Here is an 18,504-nt window from a genome sequence, read left to right as displayed (position 1 = left end):
CGGCCGCGTGGTCAGCTGGCGACGGCCAGCTTGGGTGCGCTGCCGTGCGTCAGACGGGCAACCAGGAAGCTGGCGAGGTACATCAGCACGCCGACGCCGAAGACGACGCCTGCAACGAGGCGAGCCCAGTACACCTTGGCGATCTCGTCCTGTGTCGCCATGAAGGACATCGCGAGCTCGCTCTGCGGCAGTCGCTGCATCGACACCTGCATGTAGCCGGCGAGGGTGAGCAGCAGCGTAATGGCCAGCATGGCGATGCACATGGTCCAGCAGGCGGCGATCTCAAGCTTCTGGGCGGCCGGGCTGTTGCACTGGCGCCCGGCCATGATGGGGGTGGCATAGGAAATGATGGCGAGCACGATCATCACGTAGGCGCCGAAGAACGCGAGGTGGCCGTGCGCCGCGGTGATCTGCGTGCCGTGGGTGTAGTAGTTCACCGGGGCCAGCGTATGCAGGAAGCCCCAGACCCCCGCGCCGAGGAAGGCCATGATGGTGGTGCCCGTGGCCCAGGTGATGGCGGCCTTGTTCGGATGGTCCATGCGGCGGCGCTTCAGCATGCTGAAGGCGAACACCATCATCATGAAGAAGGGGAGCGGCTCGACGGCGGAGAAGATGGAGCCGATCCACAGCCAGTACTCGGGTGCGCCGATGAAGAAGAAGTGGTGGCCGGTGCCGAGAATGCCGCTGATCAGCGCCATGGCGATGATGAGGTAGAGCCACTTCTCGACCACTTCGCGGTCGACGCCGGTCACGCGGATCATGATGAAGGCGAGGATGGCGCCGAGGATCAGTTCCCATACGCCTTCCACCCAGAGGTGAACCACCCACCACCAGAAGTACTTGTCCAGCGTGAGCGACTTCGGGTTGTAGAAGGAGAACAGGAAGAACACCGCGAGGCCGACCAGACCGGTGAGCAACACCATGTTCACCACCGTCTTGCGTCCGCGCAGCACCGTCATGCCGACATTGAATATGAAGCCGAGCGCGACGATGACGATGCCGATCTTGGTGATCGTGGGCTGTTCCAGGAACTCTCGACCCATGGTCGGCAACAATTCGTTGTGCGTCATCTCGGCGAGCTTCGCATACGGCACAGACAGGTAGCCGACGATGGTGAGCGCACCGGCGATGGCGAACACCCAGCCGAGGACTTTTGCCAGTGCCGGGCTGTAGAGCTCGCACTGCGCCTCTTCCGGCAGCAGGTAGTAGGTGGCGCCCATGAAGCCGAACAGCAGCCACACGATGAGCAGATTGGTATGCACCATGCGAGCGACGTTGAACGGGATGGCCGGGAACAGGAAGTCGCCGATCACGTACTGCGTACCGAGCACGAGGCCGAACACGATCTGTCCGATGAAGAGCAGCAGCGCGAAGGTGAAGTACAGCTTCGCGACGCTCTGGGAGCGGTATTTCATGTGTCTGTCCTTTCTTGTTTGAGTGGCGCGATCAGCCTTCGACGTTGGGCGGCCAGTTGTTGGTGTTGATGCGTGAGGTCCAGATCAGGAAGTCCGCGAGGTGCTCGATTTCCTGTTCGCTCAGGTTGAACTGAGGCATCTGGCGGCGCCCTTCGACTTTGGTGGGCATGGCCTTCATCCACACATTGAAGTAGGCCTTGAACGCCTGTTCGTCGTTGTTGCCGCGACGCACGAACACATTGCCGAGTTCGGGGGCGAAGTAGGCGCCCTCGCCGAGCAGTGAGTGGCAGCCGATGCAGTTGTTCTTTTCCCACAGCGCCTTTCCGGCCGCGACCGACTCGGTCAGATGCTCGCGGTTCTCGCGCTTGGGCAGTGCGTTCACCGTGTCGAAGGTGAGCGCCAGGAAAAGCAGGAAGAAGAATGCGCCGCCACCGTAGTAGATGTTGCGGGCCATGCTCTTGGTGAATCGTTCTGACATCGTGACCTCCGTGTCGGTGTGGCTTCAGTGGGAAAGATGGAGCGATGTGGCGCGCGCATCGGCGAAATGCAGGCGTACCACGTCGAGAATGGCGGCCCGCGTGGTCGGGTCGTCGGTCAGGGGTTCGGCCAGCGCGGCGGCGCAAGCCTGCAATGGCGCGATGCCGCTGCCGATCAGCCGGGCGGCATGAACGAGCAGGCGGGTCGATGGGGCTTCCTCGATGTCGTGACCGCCGAGGTGGCGCAGTGCCGCCGCCAGCCTGACCAGCGTATGCGCGGTGTCGCGATCGGTGCCGCTCTCGTGCATGACGATGCGCTGTTCGAGCTCCGCGGACGGGTAGTCGAAGGACATCGCGACGAAACGCTGACGCGTGCTCGGCTTCAGTCCCTTGAGCAGGTTGCGGTAACCGGGGTTGTACGACACCACCAGCATGAAACCGGGTGCGGCATGCAGGCATTCACCGGTTGCGTCCAGGGGCAGGATGCGGCGGTCATCGGTCAGTGGGTGCAGAACGACGGTGGTGTCCTTGCGAGCCTCGATCACCTCGTCCAGATAGCAGATGGCACCCTCGCGCACGGCGCGTGTGAGCGGCCCATCCTGCCAGTAGGTGCCGTTCGAACCGATCAGATGCCGCCCGACCAGATCGGAGGCGCTGAGATCGTCGTGACAGGCGACGGTATGGAGCGCGCGCCCGAGTCGACGGGCCATGTGCTGCACGAAGCGGGTCTTGCCGCAGCCGGTCGGCCCTTTGATCAGCACCGGAAGCTGGTGCTCGGCAGCGCGCTCGAACAGTGATATCTCATCACCCGTTGCGGCGTAGAAGGGCAACGCGTCGGGTATAGCCTCGACGTGTGCGTGCGCGGTCGGCATGAACATTTCTCCTTTTCTTCTCATACGGGTGTTGATCCCGTTCTGCCGATAGCAGAAGCCATGCCAACCGATCAGGCATTGAAAATGAAAAGGAAATTTGAGTTAGGGTTCAAGCAACCCTGGTCTTTGTGGGTTAATTTGACCAATCGGGTTTCTTTTACCAGTGATGGTCGCTGCAACCAGTTTTCTTGTTCATGCGTTGGGCGGGACTTGAGCGAGGTCAATCCTGCAGGCGCGGAGCGGACTACATTCCGGACAGGCTGGCGACACTGTGACGCCGCCTCTCTCGCTTACCGTCCGGAGAAAGTGCATGAACAAGAAACTGTTGAGCCTGCTGTGCGTAACCATGGGACTGGCTTATGGCTGCGGCAAGCAGGACGAAGCACCGGCCGCAGCGGCCGGTTCCGCACCGGCCCAGATTGCTGCAGCGCCGGCGGCCGCACCGGCGCCCGCGCCGGCAGCGCCCTCCGCGGGCGAAGGGACCTACAAGAAGGTGTGCGCGATGTGTCATGCATCCGGCGTGGCCGGGGCGCCCGTGCCGGGCAAGAAGGAACAGTGGGCGGAGCGCATCGCCCAGGGCAACGACGTGCTCTACAAGCACGCCATCGAAGGCTTCACCGGCAACCTCGGCATGATGCCGCCGCGCGGTGGCAGCGCGTCGCTCAGCGATGACGATGTGAAGGCGGCGGTCGATCACATGGTGGCGCTGTCGCAGTGAGCATGGGCGCGGAGACGTCGCCGTCTCCGCGCCTTTCGCCGGATCTGCCGGCCGTCCGTGCGGCGTGCCAGGCGCCGCGGACAGGTGGCCGCACGACACGCCGGAACCGCTGTGGCCGGAAGGTCTGGTCGACGCGAGCAGGCAGACCGACGCCATCACGGGAGAGGTCGGCCCTGCGCGCACGCCCGCGAGGCTGAGGCGATCAGGGTTTCGCTGCCCGTGAGCAAGACGGCGATCGGGTCATGGCTGTCGCTGACGCCTGAGCACGTCTCGCGCATGCGACACCAGCTCGAAGACGCCGGAATGATCTGCGGAGACAAGCGGGACGTGTTCATTCCGTATCCGCAGCGGCCTGCAGACTCTCCGCTGGGCTGAACAGCCGACGGCGTGGTCAGCGTGTTCCGTCGCTGCCGGTTCGCGCCGCGTGTGTGCGGCAGATCGACGCGTGCGCCAGGTCCTCCAGCGAAGCATGCGTGGCGGCAGAAGGCATGTCCGGCGACAGCAGCGGCCATGACGCGAGTGCCCACAGTGCGCCGAGGCGCAGCATGGCAAGGGCGCAGACGCGTCGATCAGTCCGCCGCATCGTCCGCCTCTCCATCCGACAGCCCCTGCAGTACGAGGCGCACGCGGCGCTCGAAGCTTGCCGGCGCGTGTGGCGTCGGTGCGGAGGTGCCGGCGCTCGCCAGTCCAGGCAGCATGAGGTCGCACAGCGTACCGTCGTCCGTGGCGCGGAAGGTTCGCCAGCGCATCGACCAGGCGTCGGGTGCCGCGTAGCGCACGACCAGGGTGCCACGCGTACCGACGTCGAGTTCGACCGCGTCCAGCGTAAGCCTCGGGTGTCCGCACAGTTCGGGCGGCAGCGGATCGCACAGTGCGGCGTGCAGCGCGATATGCGGTGCAAGTTCGTGTGGCGACGTTTCATCGGCGTCGGGGGCGGCGAGCAGGCGCTGCATCGCTGCGCGGGCATTGTGCTGCAGCGTGGCCAGCGTGCGTGCGCTCAGGTAAGGCTCGCTGCCCGCATGCAGCGCGATGCGGCCGGCGTACACGGCGTCGAGCAGCGCCTGTTCGCCATTCACGCCGAGAGCGTCGAGAACCTGAACGTAGGCGCTGCGCGCGCTGCGCATGACGGCGGACAGCGTCTGCAGGTCACCGGACAGGGCCGGCGGCAGGGAATCGAGCGGGCCACCCATGTCACATCCTCTGGTCGTGCAGTGCGCCGCCGTCCAGCTTCACCATGTCGGCCGTGATGTCGGCGAAACGCAGCACCTTGCCCCCATGCTCGCGAGCGAAGGCCTGGGCGTCGGTGTCGGTCGAGAAGGTCGCCAGCGTAGGGCCCATCGAGCCGTGGCGCGACGAACCGTGCACGAAGTAGGCGTTGCGGGCGTCGATCCAGTGACCCTTGGGGGCGTCCCAGTCGGTCTTGCCCATGTCCTGCACGAACAGCGCGACGATGGGGCGCACCTGTTCCGGGTTGAGCACCATGGACATCAGTTCGACCGTGTCGCAGAAGAAGTCCGGCGTGTCCTTGTCGCCATAGTGGATCTGCGCTTTCGGGCCCGGATAGTCGGCGAGCAGCATGCCGTCGAGTACGCAGACGGTGCTGCGGTCAATTTCGAGCGGCGCCAGGTCGGCCCTGCTGTCGCCTTCGGGCGCGCAGGCGGTGAGCAGGACCGTGAGCGCCACAGCAACCAGCGATCGGGGCAGGTGGGCGAAGGGGAACATTCGGATGTCTCCTCAGGTGGATGTGCGGAAGCGGCGATGCGCGACGGCGAGCGGCAGGACTATCCAGGCCAGCATGGCGGCGATCAGTACCGCGGGGCGCGTGTAGGCGGCGGGGAAGATCGACGCCAGCCCGTGCAGCGAGCGGATTTCGTCGACCGCAAGAACGTTCAGTATGCGAAACACGTCCGCCGGGTTGGCCAGCAGCGCCCAGGCGATCAGATCGCCGCTCGCCTGTCCGCTGGTGGCGACCAGTCCGCCGAGCAGCAGGAGGTCGAACACCAGAACGAAGAAGAACCAGGCGCCGATCGCCAGACCGGATGCGCGGGCACGGTCGCGTGCAAAGGTGGACAGCATCAGCGCGATGCTCAGAAAGGCGCAGCCGAGCGCGACCGACGACAGCACGAAACCGGCGAAGCGCAGCGCATCGGCGGGCGTCGACACCGGCAGCAGCACTGCGCCGACGGCACCGAAGCCGGCCACCGTGGCCGCCGACAAGGCGGCGGCCAGACCGCAGTACTTGCCGATCAGCAGTTCTCCGCGGCTCAGCGGCAGCGACAGCACCAGATCGAGCGTTCCGCGTTCGCGCTCGCCGACGATGGCATCGAAGCCGAGCATCAGTGCGATCAGTGGTATCAGGTAGATGACCAGGCTGACCAGGCTGGCGATGGTGATGGCCATCGAGCGGAAGCCCAGCGCACCCTGCTGGGCATTGCCGAAGTAGGCGATCGTCAGCGCGAGCGCGGTGAATACCAGCGCCACCACGAGTACCCAGCGGTTGCGCAGCCGATCGCGGAACTCCTTGCCGGCGATGGTGAGGATGACGCGCAGTTCAGGCATGGGCGCGCTCGGCATAGTGGAAGAACAGCTGTTCGAGAGGCGTTTCGTGGAAATTCATGTCAATGACCGTGTCGCCCTGTGCCGCGACCAGCGCCACCAGGGACATCTTGAGTGAGCGCGGAAGTTCGACATCGAAGCCGTCGTCGCGCTCGTGCATGCGCAGCCCGGGCAGGGCCTGCAGCGCACGGCTCAGCTGCGATCGCTGCGCTGCCGCCACCGCGAGCCGGCAGCGCATTGGCATGTCGACCGCTTCGCGCAGTGCCTGCACGCTGCCGCAGGCCTGGACACGGCCGGCGGCCATGATGGCGAGTCGATCCACCCGCTGTTCGATCTCCGCCAGTATGTGCGAGCACAGCACCATGGTGACGCCATCGGCGCGCAGTCCGGCCAGCGTGTCGTAGAACTCGGCGATGCCTTCCGGATCGAGGCCGCTGGTCGGCTCGTCGAGGAACAGGATGGCCGGTCTGCCGAGCAGAGCCTGGGCAAAGCCCAGCCGCTGCCGCATGCCCTTCGAGTACTCGCGCACCGGCCGATGGGCCGCATGCAGCAGCCCGACCCTGGCCAGTATCTCGTCAGGATTGTCGTCCGCGCGTTTGAGTTGTCCGAAGAAGCGCAGCGTCTCGCGAGCGTCCAGGTTGTCGTACAGCGCCACGTTCTCCGGCAGATAGCCGATGCGTCGGCGAGCGTCGCGAAAGCGCGTGCTGCGGGTGCTGCAGCCGGCAACGACCAGCTCGCCGGCGTCCGGACTGATCAGCCCGAGCAGCATGCGCATCAGCGTGGTCTTGCCGGCACCGTTGTGGCCGATCAGGCCGAACAGCTCGCCGGCGGCAATGTCCAGATCGACGCCGCGCACGGCGTGCACGGCACCGAAATGCTTGCTGACGGCGCTGACGCGCACGCCACCTTCAGCGGGCGAACGGGAAGTGGCGCCCATGCCAGACACTCCAGTCTTCATGTCGAGGGTTCATGCGAGGTTTCGGATCGAGCACGCTCGGCTTGCGCAGTACCGGGAACTGGCGCGACACCACGCGCAGCGCCTGCACCGCCGGGCTGGCCAGCATCAGTTTGACGACCGGATAGCGCCAGACCAGGCGGTCCATCAGGTCGGCGGATTCGTAGGGCAGATCGCCGATGCCGTCTCCATCGCGGTCCCAGCCCAGATAGTTGCTCCAGTGATTGCCGTCCTGTTCGCCCCACAGCAGGTCGCGGGCGCCGACATAACGGACCTGCTCGCGATTACCGATGAAGTCGTTGCGCTCGACCCGGTTGTTCTTCGAACCGGCCCACACGTGGACGCCAACCGTGTTGTCGATCACCCGGTTGCCGCGCAGGGTGTTGTACTCGGCGTCGTAGATGAAGAAACCCCGCTGGTTGCCGGCCACCACGTTGTTCTCGATCAGCGAGTCCTCGATCGTGCGCAGCATGATGCCGTGATCGGAGTTCGACCACGCGCGGTTGTTGCGCACCGTGATGCGCCTGACTTCCATCAGCGCCAGTCCGCCGCGGTTCATCCAGCTGTCGTTGTCCTCCCACAGATTGTCGAAGGCATTCATGTAGTGGCTGCCGTAGCGGCTGTGATGCAGGCGGTTGCCGCGGAACACCGCGTCGTGCGACACATCGATGTAGAGGGCGTCGCGCACGAAACTGATGTCGTTGCCGACGATATGCGCCCGTCGGGTGTTGTAGAGCTGTATGCCGTTGCCGCGCAGAGAGGACTGCAGGTCGCGCTTGCCCGAGATGTGGTTGTGCTCGATGCGGACGTCGTTGGCCTGTTCGATCCACAGGCCGAACAGGTTGTAGGCCAGGTCGCAGCGGCGCACGGCGGCGCGGTGCGCGCCGGGCCTGATGTAGATGCCGGCGTTCTGGTCGCGCAGGCTGCGTCCGGAGTGACTCACGATGAGCCCCTCGATGGTCACGTCGGTGGCGGTGACGGTGATCGTGTTGCCGCGCTCTCCGCCATGCACGGTGGGCCGGTCCAGTCCGCGCAGGGTGAGCGGGCGGTCGATCACCAGATTGGCGTGGTAGCGGGCGCGCTCGATTTCGACCGTGTCGCCGGGCGCCGCCGCATCGATCGCCGCCTGTATGGAGGCGCCGGCCGACACGCGGTGCGTCGCCGCCTGCACGCCGATCGACAGGCCGAGCAGGAGGGCGCAGGCCAGCGCACGCCACGGCCGCGCATCGGCGGGCTTCGACCTGAAAACCTCAGTTCGCCGCTCGCCATGAGGCTGAAAGCACTGCCCATCAAGGGCATTGGTCGGTTTGCATCGCTCTCCTTCCGGGTGAGGCCGCTTCGACCTCGCGTGCACGGTTGGCGGTGCGCCCGGCCGCGTTGCTCGTCCTTGCAGGGAGCCATCCTGCCGCGTCCTCGCGCCTTGCCGGACACCCCGCCAACCGCAACCACGACGCCGATCCACTGAGGTTTTCAGGTTCAAGGCAGGGCCTCCATGGTCAGGGGGCCGATGCCGAGGGCGTGCAGCAGGAAGAACAGGCCAGCACCGAGCAGCAGGTTCTTGAAGCCGACGTAGCACAGCATGTCCATCACGGTCGCGTGGCGGAAGCGCGTGCCCCACCACGGGCCTTCCTTGATGTAGCGCTTGCCCTGCAGACGCAGGACGACCTCGTACAGGCTCCAGCCGAACCAGATGGCGACGATGGCGTAGGTACCGAGCTGCCCGAGTACGGCGAGCACCCAGGCGGCGGTCACGCCCAGACCGAGCAGCAGGCCGGCGTGCTGCAGCCAGCGCGAGGCGCCGGCCGGATGGCTGGAACGATAGGACCACGGCCACAGATGATCGATCGCCTCGGCCAGCCAGCGCGGCGCGCCGGTGCGCCCGTCCTGCCACGCCGGCGTTGCCGGGTCGCTGGGCATGCGTGGATCAAGCATGGGGTTGCTCCGGGCTGGTGCTGTCGGAGGCGACCGGGTGCAGCGGAATGAAGTAGCCGTCGCGACCGATCGGTGTCATTTCGATGCCGGCACGCACACGCCGCTTGCGCTCCTTGGCGAGCGGCGGGCACGCATGGTCGTCGGTGTAGTAGATCATGCAGTCGAGACAGAGCAGGCATTCGCGCGGATCGATGCGCCCGTTGTCGTCGATGGCCAGCGAACCGCAACCGTGGGCGCAGGCCTTGCAGCGATTGCATTCGATCTTGCGGCGCAGGCCGTACCAGCGGAAGGTCGAGGGCATCGCCAGCGCTGCGCCGAGCGGGCACAGGTACTTGCAGAACGGCCGCTCGGTGAAGATGGACAGACCGAGCAGCGAGGCGGCGAACAGCGTGTAGGGCCAGCTGCGGTTGAACAGGCCGACCAGGAAGGTGGTCTTGAACGGCTCGATCTCGGCCAGTTGCTCGGCCAGTGTCATCGAGAACAGGGACACCACGAGCAGGCCGAAGAAGATCGCGTACTTGAGCCATTTGAGGCGGTCGTGCAGCCAGCGCGGCGGGGTGAACTGCCAGCGCTTCAGCCCGATGGCGCCACCTATCTTGTAGAGCAGTTCGCTGAGCGATCCGAAGGGGCACAGCCAGCCGCAGAAGACACCGCGCCCCCACACGAACACGGTGGCGATGATGAAGATCCAGAACAGGAAGATGAATGGATCGCTCAGGAACAGCGTCCAGTTCAGGTGGAACAGGATGGCGTGAAACCAGGTGAGTACCTGGGTGATGGAAGGCTGTGCCAGCAGGCCGAAACCGACGAAGCCGACGCTGGCCACCCAGGCGGCGTACTTGAAGCCGTGCACCGGCCAGCCCCTGGTGTGACTCGCACGTCGCGTCTGGCGGTCGCGGATGACGTGGAAGGCCGCAACGGCGATCAGCAGACTGGCGAATGCGGCGATCTCCGGCAGGCGGCCGCGCCACACCCGCAGCCAGGTCGGTTCGGCTTTCGGAATGACCGGACGTCCGCCCTCGAGGTGGCTGTCCGGTAACCAGTACTCGGCGTCGAAACTGGTGAAGCTGCGGGCACCGGTGGCGCGGTCGACGCGGTTGCCCAGAAACACCAGCCTCCACGGCCAGGCTGCCGAGAAGGCATCGGAGCGGACGATGAAGATGCCCGATTCGCTGTAGGCCGGCGCGCCCGCAGCCTTGATCGCGTAGAGGTTCAGATAGTCGAGGTCGCGGAAGGTGAAGGTGTCCTGCCCCTGACGAACCTGGATGCGGTCGAAGATGCCGCCGCGCACGAAGCCTGAGCCCTTGAACGATTCGTGTCCGCCGGTGCGCAGCAGGAAGAGCGGATGGTCGTGCTCGCCCAGTCGCGCGCGCAAGGCCTTCCATCCGTCGTCACCGAGAATGGCACGACCGATGCGCGGATGATCGAGACTGCCGAACCACAGATCGATGAAAGGTTCGGCGGAGCGCTCCAGCCCGACCTGTTCCGGGCGTACCACCAGTCGCCGGACCAGACCGGCGTCGACCAGAGCGGCCCAGTCCGGCGTGCTGCCGTCGTCGGCAAAGCGGGCGGGCGGGCGCACCGTGCGTTCGAGCAGGCCGACCTGGCGGCCGACGGCGGCGCCGGCCATCTTGATCACCTGGTTCTGCGCGATCACGGTGACCGTGGCGCCGGATATGGCGTCCAGCCCGATCACCTGCTCGTCCGGACGCGAACGCCCGATTTCCATGTTGTCGCCGATGAAGCGGCCGAGATACTGGTCGTTGAAGGTCTTCAGCGCCGATTCCGGAATCCCCAGCAGCAGGATGGGCTCCGAATGCTTGAGGATGCGGATGCCGGTGTAGCGGCCGGCCGTATCGAGGCCGATCAGCGTCACCACCGGTTTGCCGGAATAGGCGGGCGTGTCGGTCACGTCGGTCGACAGCACGACGTAGCCGATCAAGGCCTCCTTTCCGTCCTTCGTGCCCCAGGCTTCGACATAGGGCGGCTGACCCTTGCGTTCGGAAAAGCGGGTGGCGTCGGGCATCACGTCCCGGCACGGTACGCGTTCGCACAGCGCCGGGGCGGTGGACAGATCGGCCGGCAGCGCGGCTTCGTATGCCGATTGAGCACAGGCGGCCAGGGCAAGGGCCTGAAGGGCGAAGGCTCCGAACAGCCGTCGCGCCCAGCGGCGGGGCAGGGCTGTCAGCATGGACACTGCGAATTCACTCCAGATACGGCTCTCCGGAAGGCGGAGAGAATGGGCGGCGCACATGCGCCGCCCGCTTCGACGGGCTCAGCCCTCGACGATCATGCGGCTGCGCATTTCAAGATGCAGCGCATGGCAGAAGTGAGTGCAGTAGCACCAGAACACGCCGGGCTGATCCGCCTTGAACGTGACCGACTTCGTTTCCTGCGGGTTCACGATGAAGTTCACGTTGTGGCTCGGGATGGCGAAGCCGTGGGTCAGATCCTCGATCTTGTCCAGGTTGGTCAGGATGACCGTCACCTCGTCGCCCTTCTTCAAGCGGAACTCGCGCGGTTCGAACGCCGGTGCCATCGAGGTGATGCGCACCGTCACCTTGTTGCCTTCGCGGGTCACTCCGGCATCCTTCGGCGACTTCACCGCATTCGGGAAGTCGTCGAGGTTGTACACCTGCTTGGGCTGCAGCAGTTCGCGCTTGAAGATGATGAAGTCGTGCGGCTCCGGGCGCACCGGATGGTCTGCCACCAGCACCATCTTGTCGCCGGAAATGTCGACCAGCTGTTCGGTTTCCGCATGCAGCGGGCCGACCGGCAGGAAGCGGTCCTTCGAGAACTTGCAACCGACGGCCAGCCACTTGCCGTCGGCGAAGGCGGTTTCCGACTGCGAGGCGTTGATGTGTCCCGGCTGGTAATTGACGTCCAGGCGGTCGACCACGTACTGCGCGGTCTTGTCGCCGGCGTGGAAGCGAATGGCTGCATCGACGTTCCACTTCACGATCTGGCTGTCGAGGAACAGCGTGGTGTAGGCGTTGCCGCGGCCGTCGAATGCCGTGTGCAGCGGACCCAGTCCGATTTCCACTTCGGCGGCGATGGTCTTGTCCGCGTCGTCGAGCTTGCCATCGAACCATTCGAGCACCTTGGCCAGATCGATCACCGTTGCGGTCGGCGACAGCTTGCCGGCGCAGATGAAGTACTTGCCGTCCGGGCTCGCGTTCACGCCGTGCGGGTTCTTCGGCACCGACACATAGGCCACCAGTGCGCTGGCCGGATCCTTGTTCGCGTCACGCGTGCCATCGACGACCGGTACGTCCGACTTGCCGATCTTCGTGAACTTGCCGTCCTTCACCGCCTGTTCGATGCGTGCAATGTTGAAGAAGAGGCAGGCATCGCGTTCGGCCGACATCATGCCTTCGTAATGATGACCGCCCTCGGTGTTGTACTGATTGGTCGCGGCCAGCTTTCCGTCGAAGGAAGTGGCCACGAGGTCGCAGTTGCCGTCGATCAGCACCTGCCAGCGCACCTCCATCGACTCGGCGTCGACGCAGGAAAAGAGCGTGCGGTATTTCTCCGGCGCATCGAGGTCGCGGCCGTCGTTGGGCATCGGCACGTGGAATTCGGCGCCGCAGAACACGCGCGTGGTGTAGTTGATCGCCGGGTCCACCGGGTCGCGCTTGTCCGGGAATATGCCGTGGAAGCCCTGCACGTTCGGCAGCGCAGTGATCTTGTCGCAGATGAAGTAGTCGAGCCGGATGCGCGCGATGCGGCTGTTGATCTTGTCGTTGATCCAGGCGTAGCGGCCGTCGTAGTTGCCGTCCTTGTAGGAGGCATGGGTGTGATGCGTATCGGCGACCGTATAGCGCAGGCTGCCGTCGGCCTTGGTACCCATCACGGCCTTCGATTCGTTGGTGATGCCCCAGCCGACCAGCGCATCCGGCACGAAGCACGGAACGCGATGAAGTTCCCGGCCCGAGGGCAGACCCAGTACGCGGAAGTCGCCGGTGTGACCGCCGGACCACAGACCGTAGTAGGTGTCGAGTTCGCCCGGCTTCAGATGCGGATTGCTGCCCTCGGCGTGCGACCCGGCGCCAGCCACCGGCGTTGCCGAGTTCTGCGCAGAGGTTTCCTCCTTGGCGCAAGCGGTCAGACCGAGTGAAAGGCCCGCGCTGGCCAGTCCGCCGAGCGCTGCCTGACCCATGAAGCGCCGCCGTCCAAGGCCGGCGCCTTCAATAAGATGTACGGAATCTAGATCTTTCACTGCAAACAACCCCCATGTCTTATTGGTGATGACAGACGCGCGTGCAAGCGAGGCGGGCGCGACAACGATGGAACGGCACCGATTGTCGGTGCGACATTCGGTCGCACCCTTGATCTATCGCAATCATCGTGGAGGCCAGGGGCGACTTCCCGGCGGACGGATCGCTTTGCCGGCGACGACGGCCGGCTGCGACGTTCTGCAGCGCGGGTGCTGTCAGCCGCGCAGACGTCTGCAGGCGCGCAAGGGGTCGCCGCTCAGCGCACGGTGTATCTGCACCAGGTGCGCGCCGGCAGCCAGCCGTTCGTCGATCTGTGTCGCGGTGCGCACACCGCCGACGCTGATCAGCGTGGCCTGCGGACACGCTGCCGCGACGGTTGCGAGGGTGTCGACAACCGCGGGCGACGATTCCGTGGACAGCAGCAGCCCTCTCGCGCCGCCGTCGAACAGCCGGCGCGCATGACGACTAAGCTCTTTCGACGTGAGGTTGTCGGCCGACAGCTTGACAACCAGGGCAGGCGGCTTGCAAGACAGCGATGCGAGCCGCTCGGCCATGCTTCCGGACAGATCGGCTATCACATCCGCGGCGCTGCGATGGCTGCCCGGATTGAGCACGATGTAGTCGGCATGGCCATGGACGGTGGCCAGCCACCGCAGCAGACCTCTGCGCGCGACGTCGAGCGGACCGGGCGGCGGGCGCAGGCTTACGCCGCGTTTCGGCGCACGCACGCGCGGCCAGCGATGAAGTACCGGCGGCACCGGACCGTCGAAGCAGGTGAAGCTGCCGTTCTCGATCGCGCCCAGGCCGAGCGCGGCAGCCGCCTCAAGCAGCGCGCCGCGCATGTCGAAGCCCGCTGCAAGCAGTACCGGCGAGGTGAAGGTCAGATCCAGGGCGCGCACCGGTCGAGCGGGCAGCAGTCGCGGAAGCAGGACACTGCGGTGTCGCAGCCAGGCAGCGCGTAGCCGTGTGCGCAGCGCGAGCGAGGACAGCACACCCGCTGCGCGTTCTACCTTCGCGGCGGCGACCATGCCTGCAGGAAATCGCACAGAGCCTCGATCGCCGCGTCGTTCTGACCGATGTAGAGGCTGATGCGCACGCCGCCGCACTCCGGATGCCCGGCCAGGCCGTACAAGTTCGCCGCGGCCGCGTCGCGCAGAAACTCGGCGTCGAGGCCCGGGGGGTCGAAGTCGAAGCAGGGATTGATCTGCGAGCGCCAACCTTTTTTGGGGCGCGTGCGGTACGGCATGTCCGGCCGATCGAGCACGGAATAGATGCGTGCAGCGCGTGCGTCCTGCCTTGCGCGCAAGGCTGCGCTGCCGCCCTGTTCCGCAATCCACTCCAGCATGTACAGAGCGCAGTGCATGGCAAATACCGGCGGGGTGCTCAGGCGCGAAGCCCCCGCCGACAGCGCCGCGTAGTCGAGTACGCGCGGTGCGGCCTGAGCCGATTCGTGCAGCAGGCTGCGCCGCGCGAACACCATGCTCAGACCGGCGATGCCGAGCGACTTCTGGGCGCCCGCATAAACCAGGCCGTGGCGCGACCAGTCTATCGGCGCCGCGATCAGCGCCGAGGTCATGTCGGCCACCAGCGGCGCGTCGGCGCACGGCAGCGTGTGGAACTGCAGGCCATCGGCCGTTTCGTTGGCGGTGTAATGACAGTAGGCGGCGCCGTTGCCGAAGGGCCTTCCGTCACAGGCGGCCGCAGCCGGCATCGTTTCGATGCGGCCGTAACGCCGCGCTTCGCCGGTGGCGCGCGCCGACCAGTGTCCGCTGTCGATATAGACGGCGTGCCCGGACGCCGGCAGCAGGTTCATCGGAACCAGCGCGAAATGCGTGCTGGCGCTGCAAGGCAGGAACAGGATGTCGACGTCGTCCGGCATCTGCAGCTCGCGCCTCAGTGCCGCATCCAGTGCATCCTGAATGGCGCGGAAGGCCGGCGACGTGAAGGACATCGACAGCGCACCGTTGGTCGACGGAACGCATGCACTGGCGATGCGGGTGCGCACGATATGCGGTATCGGCCCCTGTGCGGCCGAGAACGAATGGCTGGCGACCTGCATTCGCGGATCAGCCGAACAGTGCACCGGCATGTGCGCCCGCGCCCATGAAGAACAGCACCGGCACCGACAGCATGGTGTTCACCCGTGCCGACAGGAAGGTGATGCGGGATGCGCGCAGTCGGTCGTCCAGCGGTGCGGTGACGAAGCCCAGTACCTTCTTCTGGTGCGGCCACAGCACGAACCACAGATTGCACACCATCAGAACGGCGATCCAGATGCCCACGCCCAGCGGTGCAAGATGCCCCTGCAGGGTCAGTGCGTCGGCCAGCCAGCCCCGGTCGTAAAGGATGACCAGACCACTGAGCAGCGTCAGCAGCGAGGCGTAGCGGAAGGTGCCGTGTTCGCGCTGCATCAGGGTGCGCTGTACCGGGCTGTCCGGGTCAGACAGATCGTCTGTCCGCAACGGCACGTAGCGTGCGCGGGTGACCGCGGTGGCGTAATTGTGACCGATCCAGATCAGCGCACCGGCAAAGTGCAGCCAGCGCGCCAGAACCTCGATGAAGGCGTGTTCCATCGGATCACCCCACGCGAAGCAGAAGTGCGATGAACAGCGTCAGCGCGACGCCGAAGGCGACGGCCGACGCCGAGCGGTCGAGCAGCCGGGCGATTCCGCGCAACGGTGGTGCCGAAGTGAGGCGTTCAGCGTCGCGCATCGTGCAGTACCGTGGTCTGTCCGCCGCTGCAGCCGAGCGAGTTGCGTTCGGTGCGCATGATCAGCGCTTGGTGAGGCCGATCCGGCGCGTGCGCGCGCTCGATGGCTTCGGCCAGCAGATGGTGGTGCGGGCTGCGCGCGCACACCGGGTCGGTGTTGCGGGCGTCGCCGGTGAGCAGGAATGCCTGACAGCGGCAGCCGCCGAAATCGTCCGCCTTCTCGCTGCACGAGCGGCAGGGCTCCTGCATCCACTCGTCGCCGCGGAATGCGCGGAAGGTGGGCGACTCGTTCCACAGCCAGGACAGCGAGTGATCGCGGATCGTCGGAAACTCCAGCCCCTTGATGGAGCGCGCTTCCTGACACGGCATGGCGGTGCCATCCGGCGCGATGGTCAGGTGAATAGAGCCCCAGCCGTTCATGCAGGCCTTGGGCCTGTCCTCGAAGTAGTCTGGAATGACGAAGTAGATGGTCATGCGGTCGCCGATGCGCTCGCGTGCCGCCTGCACCGCCCGTTCCGCAGCGACCAGCTGGTCGCGGGTAGGCATGAGCTCGTCGCGATTGATCATCGCCCAGTTGTAGTACTGGATGTTCGCGAACTCGAGATAGTCGACGCCGATGTCTTCGGCCAGATCAAGAATGTCGGTCACCTGATCGATGTTCTGCCGGAACACCGGTACGTTCAGAACCATCGGAAATCCGTATGCCTTGATCATGCGCGCGGTGCGTATCTTCAAGTCGAAAGCGCGGGCGCCGACCAGGGCATCGGTCAGGTCGCGTTCGCTCGATTGCAGCGAAAGCTGAATCTGGTTCAGTCCAGCCGCCTTGAGTGCGCGCAGTCGTTGCTCGCTCAGGCCGACACCCGAGGTGATCAGATTCGTGTAGTAGCCAAGCCTGTGCGCTTCGCCGACCAGTTCTTCGAGGTCGTCGCGCAACATCGGTTCACCGCCGGTGAAGCCGAGCTGCAGCGAACCGAGTTCGCGACCTTCATGCAGCACGCGTTTCCACTCGTCGGTGCTCAGCTCGGTCTGTTCGCCCGCAAAGTCAACCGGGTTGCTGCACCACGGGCACTTCAGCGGGCAGCGGTAGGTCAGCTCCAGCACCAGCCACAGCGGCTTGCCCTGACCGTCAAGCCTGACGACGGATCCATCCTTTGGCACGGAACACCTCCAGTGATGTACGGATGCTCTCGGCAACGCGCTGGTCGTTGCCAGGGTAGCGCTGCTGCAGCGTTGTGATGATGGAAGCCACCGTCTCCTGGCCGTCGCACAGGCCGATGATTTCACCGGCCGTTCGATTCAGCTTCACGATGCCTTCCGGGTAGAGCAGCACATGTGCGTCCTGCGTCTCTTCCCAGCGGAACAGATACATGGGATTGAGCGCATAGCGGGCGTGTGCGTCGGCGGGTGTGGATGCGTTCATGAGGTTCTCCAGCGACGGCGGGTGGGTCAGGCGGCCCGCCATCGCTCAACCGCTCAGCGCACGTAGACGTAGGCGGTTACCTCGAAGCCGAGGCGGATGTCGCTGTATGCCGGATCGATCCATTCCATGTTCAGTCTCCTTTTGAAGTCATCGGCAGGACGTTCTGCCAAGGACATCGTTACATCGCCGGAGGCGCGCTGTGTGGCAAGCATATGGATCCGGGTGTGGATGCAATCTCTTCATGACCTGAGGTTTTTCTTTAAACGCATCGTGGCCGGCATTCCTGTTGATCGAGATCAAGGCGAATCGGTGGCCTCGATACCCCGAAGGCATGCGCGACCGGCAAAAAAACGCCCGCAGAGCGGGCGTAAAGTGGGTGCAGTCGGAGGGAGAGAAAAGGATCAGGCTGTTTCGGTTCGGCGCTCCTCGAAAAGGATGTTGTTCTCGAGGTGGATGTGTTCCATCAGATCCTCGCGCAACTGCGCGAGCCCTGTGTAGAGCGCGCGCCATGTGTTGCAGGCATCGGCGGGCGGCGTGATGTCCTGCGTGATGGCCTCGAGCGCGGCCAGTGCTTCGCCGTGCTGGTCGTGCTCGTGCCGCATGACCGAGATCGGGCCGTCCACCATGCGAGGCGTCGTGCGCGCCAGCATCGGAAAGAGGATCTGCTCCTCCTTCATCATGTGGGTTTCGAGTTCGTGCAGCATGGTCTCCAGATGGTCGGCAAGCCCGTTCGGGCAGTCGGCGCGATCCCCATGAACCTGTTCGACCCGACGTGCGAGACGGATGAGCTCGGGCATCTGTTCGCGGTGTCTGTCATGATAGCGCTGGAGGATGTGGCTGATCAGAGTCGCGTTGTCCGCAGCGGACCAGTCCGTGTCCGTGCGTCGTCCCAGTTCTCTCAACACCAGCAGTTCGGCAGCGATCTGCTGTGCGTCCAGGCCGCGTCGCCGAGCGGCCTCGTCGAGTGTCTTCTTTCCGCCGCAGCAGAAGTCCAGGCGGTGGGTGTGGAAGATGCGCGTTGCGCCGGGAATGGTGCGCGCCAGTTCGCCAAGCGGCGTGTCGGTAATGTTCATCGCGAAATCCGTTTCGTCGGTAGGTTCCGGGTGTTTCAGCCCGGAGCACAGCACTGATGCCACCTTCTGTTTGCAAGAACGGGGCCAGAAATTCCTTCTCGATGAATCAGACGCTTGCGTTGCAAGTTGGTAGTATTGACCGCAACCAACAGGGTTCAAT

Annotated in this window: 22 protein-coding genes; 2 read left to right on the top strand and 20 right to left on the bottom strand. The window is 65.2% G+C overall.

Features of this window, described 5'->3' with window-relative positions:
- Positions 1-11 precede the first annotated feature (11 nt).
- The 3 genes from WJU27_RS11925 to WJU27_RS11915 are packed head-to-tail and all read right to left on the bottom strand — an operon-like array spanning position 12 to position 2,763.
- On the bottom strand, positions 12-1,415 hold the full coding sequence (locus tag WJU27_RS11925; RefSeq protein WP_341422252.1) for a cbb3-type cytochrome c oxidase subunit I: 1,404 nt from the start codon (positions 1,413-1,415) through the stop codon (positions 12-14).
- Between the two features lie 31 nt (positions 1,416-1,446).
- A complete protein-coding gene (locus WJU27_RS11920) occupies positions 1,447-1,893 on the bottom strand; it encodes a c-type cytochrome (protein WP_341422251.1) in 447 nt (148 codons plus the stop codon).
- Positions 1,894-1,917: 24 nt separating this feature from the next.
- The gene (locus WJU27_RS11915; RefSeq protein ID WP_341422249.1) at positions 1,918-2,763 is read right to left on the bottom strand and encodes a CbbQ/NirQ/NorQ/GpvN family protein; all 846 of its coding nucleotides are present in this window, start codon (positions 2,761-2,763) and stop codon (positions 1,918-1,920) included.
- Positions 2,764-3,073: 310 nt separating this feature from the next.
- Here WJU27_RS11915 and WJU27_RS11910 point away from each other — a divergent pair, with 310 nt between their 5' ends.
- Positions 3,074-3,481, top strand: a complete 408-nt coding sequence (locus WJU27_RS11910; protein ID WP_341422248.1) for a c-type cytochrome — start codon at positions 3,074-3,076, stop codon at positions 3,479-3,481.
- A 57-nt stretch (positions 3,482-3,538) separates the two neighbouring features.
- Positions 3,539-3,856: a helix-turn-helix domain-containing protein gene (locus WJU27_RS21025; protein WP_445928432.1), complete on the top strand. Its 318-nt coding sequence runs from the start codon at positions 3,539-3,541 to the stop codon at positions 3,854-3,856.
- 16 nt (positions 3,857-3,872) lie between these two features.
- Here the strand turns inward: WJU27_RS21025 and WJU27_RS11905 are convergent, their stop codons facing one another.
- From WJU27_RS11905 to ytfE, 17 genes are all read right to left on the bottom strand, one after another.
- Positions 3,873-4,064 (bottom strand): hypothetical protein, encoded by a 192-nt coding sequence (locus tag WJU27_RS11905; RefSeq protein ID WP_341422247.1) that lies wholly within the window; start codon positions 4,062-4,064, stop codon positions 3,873-3,875.
- Positions 4,051-4,671, bottom strand: coding sequence for a hypothetical protein (locus WJU27_RS11900; protein ID WP_341422246.1), 621 nt, complete (start codon positions 4,669-4,671; stop codon positions 4,051-4,053). Before WJU27_RS11900 ends, WJU27_RS11905 begins: the two co-directional genes overlap by 14 nt.
- A 1-nt stretch (position 4,672) precedes the next feature.
- Complete coding sequence (locus tag WJU27_RS11895) at positions 4,673-5,203, bottom strand: nitrous oxide reductase accessory protein NosL (protein WP_341422245.1); 531 nt, start codon at positions 5,201-5,203, stop codon at positions 4,673-4,675.
- 12 nt (positions 5,204-5,215) lie between these two features.
- Positions 5,216-6,040 (bottom strand): ABC transporter permease, encoded by an 825-nt coding sequence (locus WJU27_RS11890; protein ID WP_341422244.1) that lies wholly within the window; start codon positions 6,038-6,040, stop codon positions 5,216-5,218.
- Positions 6,033-6,974 carry an ABC transporter ATP-binding protein gene (locus WJU27_RS11885; protein WP_341422242.1) on the bottom strand — a complete coding sequence of 314 codons (942 nt, stop codon included), beginning with the start codon at positions 6,972-6,974 and terminating at the stop codon, positions 6,033-6,035. The genes WJU27_RS11890 and WJU27_RS11885 overlap by 8 nt, the downstream gene beginning before the upstream one ends.
- Complete coding sequence (locus WJU27_RS11880; protein ID WP_341422241.1) at positions 6,946-8,142, bottom strand: nitrous oxide reductase family maturation protein NosD; 1,197 nt, start codon at positions 8,140-8,142, stop codon at positions 6,946-6,948. Before WJU27_RS11880 ends, WJU27_RS11885 begins: the two co-directional genes overlap by 29 nt.
- Positions 8,143-8,468: 326 nt before the next feature.
- Positions 8,469-8,924 carry a transcription regulator gene (locus tag WJU27_RS11875; protein ID WP_341422238.1) on the bottom strand — a complete coding sequence of 152 codons (456 nt, stop codon included), beginning with the start codon at positions 8,922-8,924 and terminating at the stop codon, positions 8,469-8,471.
- Positions 8,917-11,115, bottom strand: a complete 2,199-nt coding sequence (locus WJU27_RS11870) for a 4Fe-4S binding protein (protein ID WP_341422237.1) — start codon at positions 11,113-11,115, stop codon at positions 8,917-8,919. The genes WJU27_RS11875 and WJU27_RS11870 overlap by 8 nt, the downstream gene beginning before the upstream one ends.
- Positions 11,116-11,199: 84 nt before the next feature.
- On the bottom strand, positions 11,200-13,143 hold the full coding sequence (nosZ, locus tag WJU27_RS11865) for a TAT-dependent nitrous-oxide reductase (RefSeq protein WP_341422236.1): 1,944 nt from the start codon (positions 13,141-13,143) through the stop codon (positions 11,200-11,202).
- A gap of 213 nt (positions 13,144-13,356) precedes the next feature.
- Entirely contained in the window at positions 13,357-14,169 is an 813-nt protein-coding gene (locus WJU27_RS11860; RefSeq protein WP_341422235.1) for a hypothetical protein, read from the bottom strand.
- Positions 14,148-15,200: a 3-phosphoserine/phosphohydroxythreonine transaminase gene (serC, locus tag WJU27_RS11855; RefSeq protein WP_341422234.1), complete on the bottom strand. Its 1,053-nt coding sequence runs from the start codon at positions 15,198-15,200 to the stop codon at positions 14,148-14,150. The genes WJU27_RS11860 and serC overlap by 22 nt, the downstream gene beginning before the upstream one ends.
- A 7-nt stretch (positions 15,201-15,207) precedes the next feature.
- Entirely contained in the window at positions 15,208-15,714 is a 507-nt protein-coding gene (locus WJU27_RS11850) for a urate hydroxylase PuuD (protein ID WP_341422233.1), read from the bottom strand.
- A gap of 4 nt (positions 15,715-15,718) precedes the next feature.
- Positions 15,719-15,853, bottom strand: coding sequence for a hypothetical protein (locus WJU27_RS11845; protein WP_341422232.1), 135 nt, complete (start codon positions 15,851-15,853; stop codon positions 15,719-15,721).
- On the bottom strand, positions 15,840-17,009 hold the full coding sequence (gene pqqE / locus WJU27_RS11840; protein WP_341422231.1) for a pyrroloquinoline quinone biosynthesis protein PqqE: 1,170 nt from the start codon (positions 17,007-17,009) through the stop codon (positions 15,840-15,842). Before pqqE ends, WJU27_RS11845 begins: the two co-directional genes overlap by 14 nt.
- Positions 16,978-17,271 (bottom strand): pyrroloquinoline quinone biosynthesis peptide chaperone PqqD, encoded by a 294-nt coding sequence (gene pqqD, locus WJU27_RS11835; protein WP_341422230.1) that lies wholly within the window; start codon positions 17,269-17,271, stop codon positions 16,978-16,980. Before pqqD ends, pqqE begins: the two co-directional genes overlap by 32 nt.
- Before the next feature lie 53 nt (positions 17,272-17,324).
- Positions 17,325-17,447, bottom strand: a complete 123-nt coding sequence (gene pqqA, locus WJU27_RS11830) for a pyrroloquinoline quinone precursor peptide PqqA (protein WP_341422229.1) — start codon at positions 17,445-17,447, stop codon at positions 17,325-17,327.
- Between the two features lie 225 nt (positions 17,448-17,672).
- Positions 17,673-18,503, bottom strand: coding sequence for an iron-sulfur cluster repair protein YtfE (gene ytfE / locus WJU27_RS11825; RefSeq protein ID WP_341422228.1), 831 nt, complete (start codon positions 18,501-18,503; stop codon positions 17,673-17,675).
- Position 18,504 lies beyond the last annotated feature (1 nt).

Origin of the sequence: Methyloversatilis sp. NSM2 (assembly GCF_038066675.1) — a bacterium.
Lineage (GTDB): Bacteria > Pseudomonadota > Gammaproteobacteria > Burkholderiales > Rhodocyclaceae > Methyloversatilis > Methyloversatilis discipulorum_A.
The sequence above is the reverse complement of the archived record's forward strand: the minus strand, read 5'-3'. Positions and strand labels throughout refer to the sequence as shown.